Genomic DNA, 13,339 nt, shown 5'->3' with positions numbered 1-13,339 from the left:
AGGCGAACTCACCCGGTCCGGGTGAGGCGCGGCGGCGCGCCGGGTAACCACCGGCCATGGTGACGACCGGGAACGCCGCCGCCGACCGGGTGCTGCTCGCGCTGCTGACGATGCAACGCGAGTCCTGGGAGCAGGGCATCCTCGGCCACGCGCTGCTCGACCTCGGCCTGGACGAGGCCGCCGTGCTGGTCGCCGACGCCGCGGTGACCCGGCAGCGGCCGGACGGGCGGCTCGGCGAGACGGCCGGCTCGGTGGGCGCGGTGAACGGCGCCGCGTGCGGCGAGGTGGTCCGGCACGCCGCGCGGAGCACCGGCGACCCGAGGTACGCCGTGGCGCTGGACGCCCAGCTCGACTGGCTGACCCGCCGGGCGCCCCGGGCCGCCGACGGCACGCTGTTCCACCTGCTCGACGGCCGCCAGGTCTGGGCGGACACGGTCTACATGGTGGTCCCGCTGCTGGCGCTGACCGGGCACGCCGGACCGGCCGCCGCGCAGGTGGCCGGGCACCGGGAGCGGCTGCACGACAGCCGCACCGGCCTGTACGCCGCCCGCTGGGACGAGGACCGGGGCGAACTGGACCGGCCCGAACCCTGGGGCACCGGCAACGGCTGGGTGGTCGCCGGGATCGCCCGCGCGCTGCGCCTCGCGCCGGACTGGCCGGGCCCGCTCCGCGCCGAGCTGGCCGGGCACGTCGAGGAGGTGCTGACGGCCTGCCTCGCGTACCGGGGCGCCGACGGCCTCTTCCCCGACGTGCTGGATGACCCCGGCGCGTTCCGCGAGGCGAACACGGCCCAGCTGCTCGGGTACGCGGCCCTCACCGGAGTGGCCGACGCATGGCTGCCCCGGTCCTGGTTCGACGTGGGAGCGGAGCTGCTGGCCGCCGCCGGCCGGCGGGTCGACGGGTACGGCCGGGTCACCGGGGTCAGCGGGGCGCCGGACTTCGCCGGACCGGGCACCTCCCCCGAGGCGCAGGCGTGCCACCTGCTCGGGCACGCCGCGCTGCGCCGGGCGGCGCTCAACCCAGGATGAGCCCGCGCACGTAGGCGGCCTGACCGACGTGCTGGAAGTCGTCGTCGAGCACGCTGACCAGCCGCACCCCGAGCGTCACCGGCGGATCCCAGTTCTCGTCCACCACCCGGTCCAGGTCGGCCGGGCGCAGCCCGCGCAGGTAGCCCAGGCTCCGGTCCACCACCGCCCGGTGGTAGTCCAGCAGCACGCCGCCGCTCTCCGGGCGTACCGCGGCGATCTGCTCCGGGCCGTGCCCGAAGCCGGTGTCGGCGGGCTCGGCCCGCAGCCCGCACCGCGCCGCCCAGTCGCCGCCGGCCCAGAGCTGCGGCTCGCCCATCACGTCGGCGACGTGGTCGTCCTGGATCCGGGTCAGGTGCCAGACCAGCCAGCCGACCGGATTCGCCCCCTCGGCCGGCGCCCGCCGCAGCTGGGCCGCGTCGAGCCCGTCGAGCGCCCCGGCGACCAGGTCGGGCAACCGGCCGTACGCCTCGATCAGCACGTCCGTCGCGTCCACGCGGCCTCACTCCCCTCGCCCGTCTGCTGCCGTTCCCCGGGCAGTACCGCCCAGCGTGCCCGGCAAACCTCGTCGCGGGACCCGACATCTAGGGTGATCGGGTGGTCGCGGCGCTGGAGCTGTATCTCGACACCGACGCCACCCGGCGCATCCGGGTGCTGTGGGACCTCCTGGAGTCCGACGGGGTACCGAGCCTGCGGTCACTGCTGGCGCAGCGGCACCGCCCGCACGTCTCGCTCGCGGTGGCGCCCCGCCTGGACCCGCACCGCGTCGCCGAGGCGCTGGCCGGAACCGTGGTGGCCGCGCCGTTGCGGCTGGAGTTCCAGCACGCCGGGCAGTTCGTCGGGCGGGTGCTCTGGCTCGGGCCGGCACCGACGCCCGAGTTGCTGGCGCACCACGCCGAGGTGCACGACCGGCTGGCGCGGGCCGGCGTCGAGGTGGTGGAGCACTACCGGCCGGGACGCTGGGTGCCGCACTGCACGCTGTCCATGCGGGTGCCGAACCCGCTGATGGGCGCGGCCGTACGCCGATGCCTGGAGGTGCTGCCGCTGACCGCGACGGTGGTCGGCGCGGCGGTGGCCGACCACGCCCGCGACATCTCCCACCCCCTCCCCTGACCCCCTCCCCTGATCCCTCCCCAGCTCCCTCCCCCAGCTCCCACGCCGGCTCGGGGAGGTGGCTGCATCAGACCGCCTCCGACGGCGCTACTTCCCCGACCTGGTGCCGATCATGGACATCCCGCACCGAAACGGGGACCCGCTCGCACCACCACCCGCCGAGCGCCTGGCCCCACCCCGGCCCACCACGAGCCACCTCGCCGAGTGACCCGGCCCGGCCCGCGGCCGTGATCCACACCATCTCGCCGAGGTGGTGCTATCCCGACCCATGATCAACACCAGCTCGGGGAGAAGGCTGCATGGGACCCCCTCCGACGCAGCCACCTCCCCGAACTGGTGACGATCTTGACCGTCGACCCCGCACGGCGGCCATGGCAGCTACGCGTGCAACAGCCAGACGACACCAGCCAGCCGAGGCGCGCACCTCTCCCACCGCCAACAACTCCCCCGACGTCCGTGATCCACACCAGCTCGCCGAAGTGGTGCCATCCCGGCCCATGATCAACACGAGCTCGGGGAAGTGGGGACATCAGAGGCCCTCCGACGCAGCCACCTCCGCGAACTGGTGGCGATCTTGAGGCTCGCCCCCGCGCGGCAGCCGTCGCAGCTACGCGTGCAACAGCCAGCCGACACCAGCCAGCCGAGGCGCGCACCTCTCTCACCTCCGACAAGTCCCCCGACGTCCGTGATCCACACCAGCTTGGCGAAGTGGTGCCATCCCACTCCAAGATCCACACCATCTCGGGGAAGCGGGGACATCAGAGGCCCTCCGACGCAGCCACCTCCCCGAACTGGTGACGATCTTGACCGTCGACCGCGCGCGCGACGGGCCACCGCAGCTACGCGGGCACCAGCCAGACGACACCAACCAGCCGAGGCGCGCACCTCTCCCCACCTCCGACAACTCCCCCGACCCGCAGGGCCCACACCAGCTCGCCGAAGTGGCGCCAACCCGCTCCAAGATCCACGCCAGCTCGGGGAAGTGGGGACATCAGAGGCCCTCCGATGCAGCCACCTCCCCGAACTCGTGACGATCTTGGGAGGGTCAGTGCGGGGTGGGGTCAGTGCGGGTGAGGTCGAGCAGGAACGTCGGGTGGTCCGGCTGTGGGCACGGGTCGCCCCGGTGGCCGAGCCGCTCGTAGAACGGCGCCGCCCGCTCGTGGTGGGCCTGCCACTCCAGGTGCCGCGCCCGGCCGGCCGCCCAGCGGCGGACCGCCGTGAACAGCATCCGGCCCACCCCGTCACGCCGACGGTCCGGACGGACGTACAGGTCGTGCAGGCGTACGGTGCGGTGCGCGTCGCCGGAACGCAGGTGCGGGCCGTGGTCCTGGGCGGCGGCGTACCCGATCAACCCGTCGGCGCCGGTGGCGCCGAGCAGCGCCCAGCGGGGGTCGGCGAGCAGCGCGGCGAGCGGAGCCGGTGCGCCTCCGGCGGCTCGTCGCCGACGCCCATGTCCCGCATCATCGGCCAGAGCGCCGGCCAGTCCGGCACGCGAAGTTCCCGCACGCTGATCGACATCGGTCCAGGATGCGGGCGTGACAGCGTGGCTGCGACCGGGTTTCGCGCCATCTGCGGCTGCCCTGACGATCGCGGCCGAACCGACGCAAGCTGGTAAAAGCGCAGGTCAGAGCCATTCTGGCCACCCGAAGACGTGCGGCTGGAGCGGCAGCCGAGCACGTCGAAGGAGATCCTCATGGCCGCACCCGTCGTCCGCTCCGTCACCGCCGACCAGACCGTCCTGCTGCCCGGGCAGTCGACCACCGTACGGGTCGACGCCTACCACCCCGACTCGCGGCTGCTGACGCTCGCCGGCCGGGTCAGCGACCCCACCGGCGTCACCTGGGACAGCCCGGTCCGGGTGGATCTGAGCGTCCCGCTGACCGTCCAGCTCGCCAGCGCCTCGCCCGGGGTGACTGTCACACCGGCCGGCGCCGAACCGGGCCGCTTCACAGTCACCGTGCTGGCCGGCCGGGGCACGGTGACGCTGACCGCGACGGCGCGTGACGGCGCCGGCCGCACCGGCACGGGCACCACCACGCTGACCGTGCCGCTGCTGGTCGGGATGAGCGCCGAGAAGGGCGCGCGGACGCAGCGGGCGGTGGCCGACTTCCCGGGCATCCGCTACATGCGCGACTTCGGCACCGACGGTCCGGACGCGGACACGCTGCCGGAGCTGCCCGCGCTCAACACCGGGAAGTTCGCCGACGCGCCGTCGGCCGTCATGCACGTGAGCTGGAAGGACGACGTCGAGCAGCTGGCCGGCTGGCTCGACGGCGTGAACCGCCCGATCTACCTGACCTGGTACCACGAGCCGATGGGCGACGTGGCCCCGGCCACGTACCGGGCGACGGCGAGCCGGGTGACGCAGATCGTGGCCGCGCACCGCAACCGGCGCTGGGTGCTCGGGCACGGCCCGATCGTGACGCGCTACTGGCTGGACGAGGGACGCGGCAACCCGACCGACTGGGGTTACCCGGGCATGACCCACTACGGCGTGGACTGCTACTCGCGGGACACCGCCGCGTACTGGCCGGCCTCGCGGATGTTCGGGGTGGCCTTCGGCAAGGTGCGCGCCGCGTACCCGGGCATCCGGTTGCTGGTCCCGGAGTACGGCCTGAGCCGCACCGCCGCCGACACCACCGGCGCGGGCCGGGCGCGCACCGTCCGGGAGCACGTCACCTGGCTGCGTCAGCAGAACGACGTGGACGCGATCGCGTACTGGAACAACTGGGCCGAGTTCGAGCTGGGCGACCCGCCGCCCGAGGCCACGGCCTGGCGGGACCTGCAGGTGGGCACGGCATAGACTGTGCCCATGAGGCGGGGCCGGTGACCAGCGAGGGCGTGTCGTACCCGGGTTACTCCCACGGCTGCCTCACCTACGAGGATCCGGCCACGCTGCGCGCGCTGGCGGTCGAGCAGGTCACCGCCGGCCTCGCCGCCGGGGAGCAGGTATGGGTGGTGGGCCCGCAGGATCGCGCCACCATGGCCGGCTGGCTGAGGTCGGTGCCCGGGGTCGACGCCGCACGCCGGCGGGACGCGTTGCGCCTGCTCCCCGTCGGCGAGGCGTACCGGCACGACGAGATCGTCGACCCGGAGCGGCAGGTCCGGGCGTACGCGCGGGCCACCACCGACGCGCTGGCCGCCGGTCACACCGGCCTGCGGGTGCTGGCCGAGGCGACCAGCCTGGTCCGCACCCCCGCCCAGCGGGACGCCTTCGCCCGCTACGAGCACCGCATCGACCACTGGATGCGGCACCGGCCGATGTCGGCGGTCTGCGCCTACGACCGCCGGCAGCTCGGCGACGCGGCGATCGAGGAGCTGGCCTGCCTGCACCCGGAGACCAACGCCGATGTGCTGTTCCGGCTGCACTCCGGCGGGGGTGACGCGGTGGTTGCGCTCGGCGGCGAACTGGACCCGTCGAACCACCGGGGCTTCGCGGTGGCGCTGGAGCGGGCCGACCCGCGGCCGGTGGCCGGCCGGCTCGTGTTCGACGCCGCCGAGCTGCGTTTCGTGGATCACCGCAGCCTGCTGCACCTGCGTGACCACGCCCGCCGCCACGACGCCGTCGCGGTGCTGCGCACGCCGCACCGGGCGCCGGCCCGGCTGGTCGAGCTGCTTGGCCTGACCGAGGTGCGGGTGGAGGTGCTTCGATGAGGACCGGCGCCGCCTCCGGTCACGTGGGCTACTTCCACGAGGCGTTCCTCTACGACTCCGACGAGGAGCTGCTCGCCGTGGCCGTGCCGTTCCTGCTGGACGGGCTCGCCGCGGGTGAACCGACGGCGGTGAACCTCGACGAGCCCAACGCCGAGCTGGTGCGCCGGGCGCTGCCGGCCGGCGCCGACGTCACGTTCCTGCCGGTCGGCGACCTCTACGCCCGACCGAGCGTCGCGCTGCGCGTCTACCGGGAACTGCTCGCCTCGTACATGGCGGAGGGAGCGGCGCAGATCCGGGTGGTCGGCGAGCTGCCGCCGGTGCTGCTCGGCGCGACCTGGGACTGGTGGGCCCGTTACGAGTCGGCCATCAACCACGCCTACGACGACTTCCCGCTCTGGAGCATCTGCGCCTACGACCGCCGCAGCACCCCCGCGCGCGTGCTGGCCGACGTGGCGCGTACCCATCCCCGGGTGGCCCGGCCGGACGGCGGGCACGTGACGGCCGATCTCTACACCGACCCGATGAGCTACCTGACCGAGCCGCGTCCGGCGCCGCTGGACCCGGTGCAGCGGACGGCGCCGCTCGTCGAGCTGGTCGACCCGACGCCGGCCCGGGCCCGGGCGGAGGTGCGCGCCGCCGACAACGGCCTGCTCCCGCCGGACAGCGCCGACGGGCTGGTCATCGCGGTGAGCGAGGTGGTCAGCAACGCGCTGCGCCACGGCGAGCCGCCGGTGCGGATGCGGCTGTGGCGCACCCCCGACCGGATCGTGGTCACCGTCCACGACCGGGGCCCCGGACCGAAGGACCCGTACGCCGGGCTGCTGCCCGTCGGCGACGGCTCCGACGGCGGGCTGGGTCTCTGGATCAGCCACCAGAGTTGCGACCACGTGACGCACCACCGCGACGCGAGCGGCTTCACCATCCGTCTGACGGCGGGGAACCCGCACTTCCCGGTCTGACCGCGACGCCGGTCGGCGGGCAGCGGGCGGGGCGGGGCGAGACGCGCGCGCGGACGCGGTACCGTAGCGCCTCATCGTGCCCTGCGGGGCGGTCATCCGCCGGCCTGGCGCTGGCGAACCGACGGAGGATGGCGCATGTCCAACGGCGACGATCCGTTCGCTCCCCACGACGACGTGTCCGCGCGCCCGCGCTTCGATCCGGCGCTGCGCGGCTACGACAAGCGTCAGGTGGACCGGTACGTCGAGCAGGTCGACGCCGAGGTCAGCGCGCTCACCACCGCCCGGGACCGGGCGTACGCGCAGGTGCGTGAGCTGACCGCGCAGGCGCAGCGGGCGCAGGCCGAGGCGGCCGAGCTGCGTGAGCGTCCGGCGGCGGCGGTGGACCGGGCGTCCTTCCGGGACCTCGGCCCGATGGTCGACCAGATCCTGGACCTGGCCGAGAAGCAGGCCGGGCAGATCACCGAGGTGGCCACCCGGCGGGCGGACGAGTTCCAGTCGCAGGCGGAGAAGCTGCTGGCCGCGGCGCAGGAGCAGGCCGCGCGGGAGCGGCGCGAGCTGGACGAGGAGCTGTCGGCGCGCCGGGCCGAGCAGGAGCGGGTGGACGAGGAGCGACGGGCCGCCGCGCAGGCGGAGCTGACCGCCGTGCGGGAGCTGGCGGAGAAGCTGCGCGTCGAGGGGCAGGCCGCGCACGACCGCGCCCAGCAGGAGGCGAAGCGGGTCAGCGAGCAGAGCGCGCAGCAGGTCGAGCAGGCGCGTTCGGCGTCCGAGGCGCTGGTGAAGGCCGCGCGGACGCAGATTCAGCAGGAGGTCCAGGCCAACCGCAGCAAGGCCCAGCAGGAGCTGGCCCAGTGGCAGGCCACGATGGCCAAGGAACTGGACGAGCGGCGGGCCGCCGCCGAGCAGGAGCTGGCCGACCGGGCCGCGGCCGCCGAGAAGGACATCGCCGCGCTCGTCGCCGAGGCCCAGCAGTACGCCACCGAGGTCCGTGACCGGGCCGACGAGGAGACGGCGGCGCACCAGGAGCAGCTCGCCGGCGTGCAGCGGGAGATCCAGCAGCGGCAGGAGACGCTCACCGGGCTCAAGGCGGAACTGGAGACGGTCTCCCGGAAGCTGGAGGAGACCCGCCGGGAGATCGGCACGATCGAGCGCAACGGCGCGGACCTGGAGGAGCGGCTGGTCGGCGTACGCCGGGAGCTGACCGCCGAGACCAGGCGGCTCGACGAGGCGCGGCGCGCGGCGGACCTGGCCGAGCAGCACGCCAAGGACACCCGGGCCCGGGTGCAGCGGGAGGCCAAGCGGGTCGCCGACCTCGCCGCGGCGGCGGTCATGGCGGCCGCCGCGGGCGGCGGGGAGACCGCCGAGTACCCGCAGGTGTCGGTGCGTCCGGCGGTCGCCGCCGACGCCGACGCGGCGGCTCGGACCGGGGACGGGCGGATCGAGGCGGACGCGGGCGAGCCGGACCGGTCGGAGCCGCCCGCCGTGGAGCCGATCGTCGAGCGGCTGGACGGACCGAGCTTCGACGCGTTCGCGGTCCGCACGCCGGCTCCGCGCGGGGTGCCCGAGATCGAGACAACGGGTACGGACAACGGCGTGCCGGCCACCGCCTGAGCGATCGGCGCCGCCGGTCCGGCCGGGCCTGCGGCGCCGCATCTTGCCCATCGACCTTGCTCTATGCAAATATTTGGATCGATCTGCTGGTGCATCTCGATCTTTATCCGGGGGTTGACGGGTATGCGGAAGATTTCCTCGATCGGTGCCGCCGTCGTCCTGACCGTCGCCACGGCGGGCGCCGTGGTGACCGCCACGGCCGGACCGGCGAGCGCCGGGTGCAGCCACTCGCACTCCAACGTCGACAGCAAGTTCGGCCAGCTGTTCAACGCGACGAACGTCAACATCCGCACCGGCCCGCACACCACCTGCGCCTCGCTGGGTTACGGGCAGCTCAACCACAACGTCGACTTCCACTGCTTCGCCAGTGGCGACCGGGTCACCGCCAACGGCAAGACCACCTACACGTGGACGTACCTGCGGGATGTCACCACGGGTGTTTCCGGCTGGGTCGCCGACGCGCTGCTGGACAACCTCGGCGGCAACGTCGCCTGCTGAACGACGGGCCGCCGGACGCCGGCCGCGGCGGGCAGAATGACCGGGCATGACCGGCCTGCACCCGCCCGCCGAACCGTACGCCACCCACCGGCTCCCGGTCGGTGACGGCCACGTCCTGTACGTGGAGGAGGTGGGGCGGCCGGACGGCGTACCCGTGGTGTTCCTGCACGGCGGGCCCGGCGGTGGGCTGGTGCCGGCCGCGCGCCGCTTCTTCGACCCGGGGCGCTACCGGGCGGTGCTGTTCGACCAGCGCGGCGCCGGCCGCAGCACCCCGCACGGCGAGGTGCGCGCCAACACCACCTGGCATCTGGTGGCCGATCTGGAGACCATCCGGCAGCGGCTGGGCATCGGCTCGTGGCTGGTGTTCGGCGGGTCGTGGGGCACCACGCTCGGCTTGGCGTACGCGCAGGCGCACCCGCAGCGGGTGACCGGCCTGGTCCTGCGCGGCGTGCTGTTGCTGCGGCGCGGCGAGCGGGACTGGTTCTACCAGGGCGGGCTGCGGCACCTGCAGCCCGAGGAATGGGAGCGGTTCGTCGCCCCGGTCCCGCCGGGCGAGCGCGACGACGTGCTGGACGCGTACCACAGGCGGCTGCACGGCCCGGACGAGGCGCAGGCCCGGGTCTGGGCGCGCGCCTGGGGACGCTGGGAGGCGGTCAACTCGGCGCTGCGCCCCGACCCGGAGCTGCTCGCCCACTTCACCGCCGACGAGCACGCGCTGCCGGTGGCCCGGATCCTGTCGCACTACGCCGTGCACGGCGGCTTCCTCGGCGAGGGCCAGCTGCTCGACGGCGTGGACCGGATCCGGCACCTGCCCGCCGTGATCGTCAACGGCCGCTACGACCTGTGCTGTCCGCCGGTGTCCGCGTACGACCTGGCCCACCGGTGGCCCGAGGCGACGCTGCGCATCGTGCCCGACGCCGGGCACTCGGCGGCCGAGCCGGGGGTGACCCGCGAGGTGCTGCGCGCGCTGGACGAGGTGACCGCGCGGGTCGAGAGCCGGGCCGGCGAGCCTGGTCATCCGGGAGCGCCGCTGGCAGGATCGGCCGGGTGACGGGTGCGCTGTACGCGGTCAGTGACCTCCACGTGTCGTACGCGGAGAACCGCGCGGTGGTGGACGGCCTGCGGCCGGAGACGGCGGACGACTGGCTGATCGTGGCCGGTGACGTGGGCGAGGTCTTCGCCGACGTGGAGCGGACGCTGCGGCTGCTGCGCGACCGGTTCGCCACTGTGGTGTGGGCGCCCGGCAACCACGAGCTGTGGACCCACCCGAACGACCCGGTGACGCTGCGCGGCGTGGCCCGCTACGACGCGCTCGTGGCGATGTGCCGCGAGCTGGGCGTGCTGACCCCGGAGGACGAGTACGCGGTGTGGCGGGGTGACGGCGGCCCGGTCACCGTGGCGCCGCTGTTCGTGCTCTACGACTACTCGTTCCGCGCCCCCGGCACCACCACGAAGGAGGAGTCGCTGCGCGCGGCGTACGACGCCGGTGTGGTGTGCACCGACGAGATGCTCCTGCACCCCGACCCGTACCCGGACCGGGAGTCCTGGTGCCGGGCGCGGCTGGAGGCGACCCGGCGGCGGCTGGCGGCCACCGACCCGGCGCTGCCCACGGTGCTGGTGACCCACTGGCCGCTGGTGCGCCAGCCCACCGAGGTGCTCTGGTTCCCGGAGTTCGCGCAGTGGTGCGGCACCGATCAGACGGCCGACTGGCACGTGCGGCACCGCGCGGCGGTCGCCGTCTACGGCCACCTGCACATCCCGCGCACCACGCACTACGACGGGGTGCGGTTCGAGGAGGTGTCGCTGGGTTACCCGCGCGAGTGGCGGCGTCGCGGCGGCGAGCCGGCGCCGATGAAGCGGATCCTCGGATGATCGCTGCGGTGGCGCCGGCCGGGGCGCTGGCCGGTCTGGGCATCGACGCGGAGCCGCACGAGCCGCTGCCCGACGGGGTGGCCGGCGTGGTCACCGTGGCGGGCGAGCCGGAGCGGCTGGCCGCACTGCGCGCCGCCGACCCGGCCCGCCGCTGGACGTCCTGGACGGCCGCTGGCTGGTCGCCGGCGGGCTGCTCCTCACCGCCGTGGCCGTGCCGCGCCGGTCCTGAGCAGCGATTCCGCGATTGTTCCGGTTTGCCCGCCCTGAGCTGGGGTACGGCCGAAGGGGCCTGGACATTTCGCTGTAGGAGGACAGGTCCTGATGGAATCCAGCAAGCCCACCCAGATCGTCAAGGGTGTCGTCGAAGCCGCCGTCGAGAAGGTCGGCGACGCGCTGACTCCGGACGTGCCGGGCGCTCCCGGCAGCGCGCCGCCGCCACTGGAGGAGCCGACCACGCCGCACGGGCCGCTGCCGCCCAAGGACGAGCAGGGCGCGCCGGACACCCGGACCCCGACCGGCGCCGAGACCGGCGTGCCGAAGATCGCCAAGGGGCAGCAGGGCGCGTACCTCACCACCGCCAACGGCGCCCGGCTGCGCGACACCGACCACTCGCTGAAGGCCGGTCCGCGCGGCCCGGTCCTGCTCCAGGACCACCACCTGCGGGAGAAGATCACCCACTTCGACCACGAGCGGATCCCGGAGCGGGTGGTGCACGCCCGGGGCGCGGGCGCGCACGGCACGTTCGTCGCGTACGGCACCGCGGAGGAGGTGACCCGGGCCGGGTTCCTGAAGAAGGGCCGCGAGACGCCGGTCTTCGTCCGTTTCTCCACAGTGCTCGGCTCGCGCGGGTCGGCCGACACGGTCCGTGACACCCGTGGCTTCGCCACCAAGTTCTACACCGACGAGGGCACGTTCGACCTGGTCGCCAACAACATCCCGGTGTTCTTCATCCAGGACGCGATCAAGTTCCCGGACGTCATCCACGCCGGCAAGCCGCACCCGGACCGGGAGATCCCGCAGGCCCAGAGCGCGCACGACACGTTCTGGGACTTCGTCTCGCTGCACACCGAGGCGCAGCACCACACCATCTGGAACATGTCCGACCGGGGCATCCCGCGGTCCTACCGGACCATGGAGGGCTTCGGCGTGCACACGTTCCGCCTGGTGAACGAGGCCGGGGCGACGGTGCTGGTCAAGTTCCACTGGAAGCCGAAGCTGGGCGTGCACTCCCTGACCTGGGAGGAGGCGCAGCTCATCGGCGGCATCGACCCGGACTACCACCGCCGCGACCTGTACGACGCGATCGAGGCCGGCGCGTACCCGGAGTGGGAGCTGGGCATCCAGGTCTTCCCGGACACGCCGGAGGAGACGTTCGCCGGAATCGACCTGCTCGACCCGACGAAGATCGTGCCGGAGGAGCTGGCGCCGGTGCAGCCGATCGGCAAGCTCACCCTGAACAAGACGCCGCGCAACTTCTTCGCCGAGACCGAGCAGGTGGCGTTCCACGTCGGGCACCTGCCGCCGGGCATCGACGTGACGAACGACCCGCTGTTGCAGGGCCGCTTCTTCTCGTACGTGGACACGCAGCTCACCCGCCTCGGCGGGCCGAACTTCACCCAGATCCCGATCAACCGGCCGCACGCCGACGTCAACGACATGTTCCGTGACGGCTTCCACCAGCACGCGGTGCACGCGGGCGTGGCGCCGTACCGGCCGAACTCGCTCGACGGCGGCAACCCGTTCCCGGCCGGCGACCGGGAGCACGCGTTCGTGGACACGCCGGTGACGGTGGCCGAGGCGCCGAAGGTGCGGGCCGCGCCCGCCTCCTTCGACGACCACTACAGCCAGGTACGCCTGTTCTGGCAGAGCATGTCGCCGGTGGAGAAGGAGCACATCATCCGGGCGTACACGTTCGAGCTGGGCAAGTGCTACCACCAGGCGATCAAGGAGCGGCAGCTCCAGTGCCTGGCGAACGTGGACCCGGTGCTGTGCGAGCAGGTGGCGATCGGCCTGGGCCTGCCCGTGCCGCAGCCCACGGCGCCGCTCGCGGACGTGCAGCCCAGCCCGGCGCTGTCCCAGGTGGGCCGGGAGTGGCCGGCCGACGGCCGGATGGTCGGCATCGTGGTCGACGCCCAGGCCGACCTGGGCGACGTGCACGAGGTACGCCGGGCGGTGTTCGCCGCCGGCATGGTGCCGCTGCTGATCGCCGCGCACGGCGGCACCGTCGACGGGCTGCCGGTGCAGCGCACGTTCGCCACCGGCCGCTCGGTCGAGTTCGACGCGGTGCTGCTGGCCGGCGCCCCGGCCCCGGCGCCGGACGCGCTGCCGGCCCGCGACGCCAAGGCGGGCAAGCCGGGAGCGGCCACCGTCGACCCGCGGGTGCTGCTGCTGGTCGAGGAGGCGTGGCGGCACGCCAAGGTGATCGGCGCCTGGGGCGCGGGCGCCGAGGTGCTGAGCCAGGCCGGTGTCGCCGGCACGCCGGGCGTGGTCACCGGTGGCTCCGGCGCCGAGGTGCTCACCGAGGTGCAGCGGCTGATGGCGGCGCACCGGGTCTGGGAGAGGTTCCCGGCCTCGGTCGCCTGATCTCGTCCCGTGCGTGGGGCGGTCCCG

14 protein-coding genes are annotated in these 13,339 nt (G+C 74.1%); 11 read left to right on the top strand and 3 right to left on the bottom strand.

Features of this window, described 5'->3' with window-relative positions:
- The first annotated feature begins 56 nt into the window (after positions 1–56).
- Complete coding sequence (locus tag MicB006_RS25555; RefSeq protein ID WP_116509539.1) at positions 57–1,028, top strand: glycoside hydrolase family 88 protein; 972 nt, start codon at positions 57–59, stop codon at positions 1,026–1,028.
- On the opposite strand, the gene MicB006_RS25550 is transcribed toward MicB006_RS25555, so the two are convergent.
- A complete protein-coding gene (locus MicB006_RS25550; protein ID WP_116509538.1) occupies positions 1,015–1,521 on the bottom strand; it encodes a DinB family protein in 507 nt (168 codons plus the stop codon). The genes MicB006_RS25555 and MicB006_RS25550 overlap by 14 nt on opposite strands.
- A 101-nt stretch (positions 1,522–1,622) precedes the next feature.
- Here MicB006_RS25550 and MicB006_RS25545 point away from each other — a divergent pair, with 101 nt between their 5' ends.
- Together MicB006_RS25545 and MicB006_RS31880 are read left to right on the top strand one after the other, a co-directional pair.
- Entirely contained in the window at positions 1,623–2,138 is a 516-nt protein-coding gene (locus MicB006_RS25545) for a 2'-5' RNA ligase family protein (RefSeq protein WP_116509536.1), read from the top strand.
- 58 nt (positions 2,139–2,196) lie between these two features.
- The gene (locus MicB006_RS31880) at positions 2,197–2,346 is read left to right on the top strand and encodes a hypothetical protein (RefSeq protein ID WP_161565957.1); all 150 of its coding nucleotides are present in this window, start codon (positions 2,197–2,199) and stop codon (positions 2,344–2,346) included.
- 837 nt (positions 2,347–3,183) lie between these two features.
- Here the strand turns inward: MicB006_RS31880 and MicB006_RS32495 are convergent.
- A complete protein-coding gene (locus MicB006_RS32495; protein ID WP_255419507.1) occupies positions 3,184–3,489 on the bottom strand; it encodes a GNAT family N-acetyltransferase in 306 nt (101 codons plus the stop codon).
- Positions 3,486–3,656, bottom strand: a complete 171-nt coding sequence (locus MicB006_RS32490) for a hypothetical protein (protein WP_225980502.1) — start codon at positions 3,654–3,656, stop codon at positions 3,486–3,488. Before MicB006_RS32490 ends, MicB006_RS32495 begins: the two co-directional genes overlap by 4 nt.
- 175 nt (positions 3,657–3,831) lie before the next feature.
- Between MicB006_RS32490 and MicB006_RS25535 the strand changes: the two genes are divergently transcribed.
- The 8 genes from MicB006_RS25535 to MicB006_RS25495 all read left to right on the top strand — a co-directional run bounded on the left by MicB006_RS25535 (position 3,832) and on the right by MicB006_RS25495 (position 13,312).
- Positions 3,832–4,941 carry a hypothetical protein gene (locus MicB006_RS25535; protein WP_073827783.1) on the top strand — a complete coding sequence of 370 codons (1,110 nt, stop codon included), beginning with the start codon at positions 3,832–3,834 and terminating at the stop codon, positions 4,939–4,941.
- Between the two features lie 23 nt (positions 4,942–4,964).
- A complete protein-coding gene (locus tag MicB006_RS25530; RefSeq protein ID WP_116509535.1) occupies positions 4,965–5,792 on the top strand; it encodes an MEDS domain-containing protein in 828 nt (275 codons plus the stop codon).
- Entirely contained in the window at positions 5,789–6,751 is a 963-nt protein-coding gene (locus MicB006_RS25525) for a sensor histidine kinase (RefSeq protein WP_116509533.1), read from the top strand. Before MicB006_RS25530 ends, MicB006_RS25525 begins: the two co-directional genes overlap by 4 nt.
- Positions 6,752–6,886: 135 nt before the next feature.
- The gene (locus tag MicB006_RS25520) at positions 6,887–8,359 is read left to right on the top strand and encodes a hypothetical protein (RefSeq protein WP_116509532.1); all 1,473 of its coding nucleotides are present in this window, start codon (positions 6,887–6,889) and stop codon (positions 8,357–8,359) included.
- A 123-nt stretch (positions 8,360–8,482) separates the two neighbouring features.
- Positions 8,483–8,857, top strand: a complete 375-nt coding sequence (locus MicB006_RS25515) for a hypothetical protein (protein ID WP_073827436.1) — start codon at positions 8,483–8,485, stop codon at positions 8,855–8,857.
- Between the two features lie 46 nt (positions 8,858–8,903).
- Entirely contained in the window at positions 8,904–9,908 is a 1,005-nt protein-coding gene (gene pip, locus MicB006_RS25510) for a prolyl aminopeptidase (protein ID WP_116509531.1), read from the top strand.
- Positions 9,905–10,729, top strand: a complete 825-nt coding sequence (locus MicB006_RS25505; RefSeq protein WP_116509529.1) for a metallophosphoesterase — start codon at positions 9,905–9,907, stop codon at positions 10,727–10,729. The genes pip and MicB006_RS25505 overlap by 4 nt, the downstream gene beginning before the upstream one ends.
- Before the next feature lie 321 nt (positions 10,730–11,050).
- Complete coding sequence (locus tag MicB006_RS25495) at positions 11,051–13,312, top strand: catalase (protein WP_116509528.1); 2,262 nt, start codon at positions 11,051–11,053, stop codon at positions 13,310–13,312.
- Positions 13,313–13,339: the final 27 nt, after the last annotated feature.

It is taken from the genome of Micromonospora sp. B006 (genome assembly GCF_003408515.1).
In the GTDB taxonomy this organism is placed as follows: Bacteria; Actinomycetota; Actinomycetes; order Mycobacteriales; family Micromonosporaceae; genus Micromonospora; species Micromonospora echinospora_A.
The sequence above is the reverse complement of the archived record's forward strand: the minus strand, read 5'-3'. Positions and strand labels throughout refer to the sequence as shown.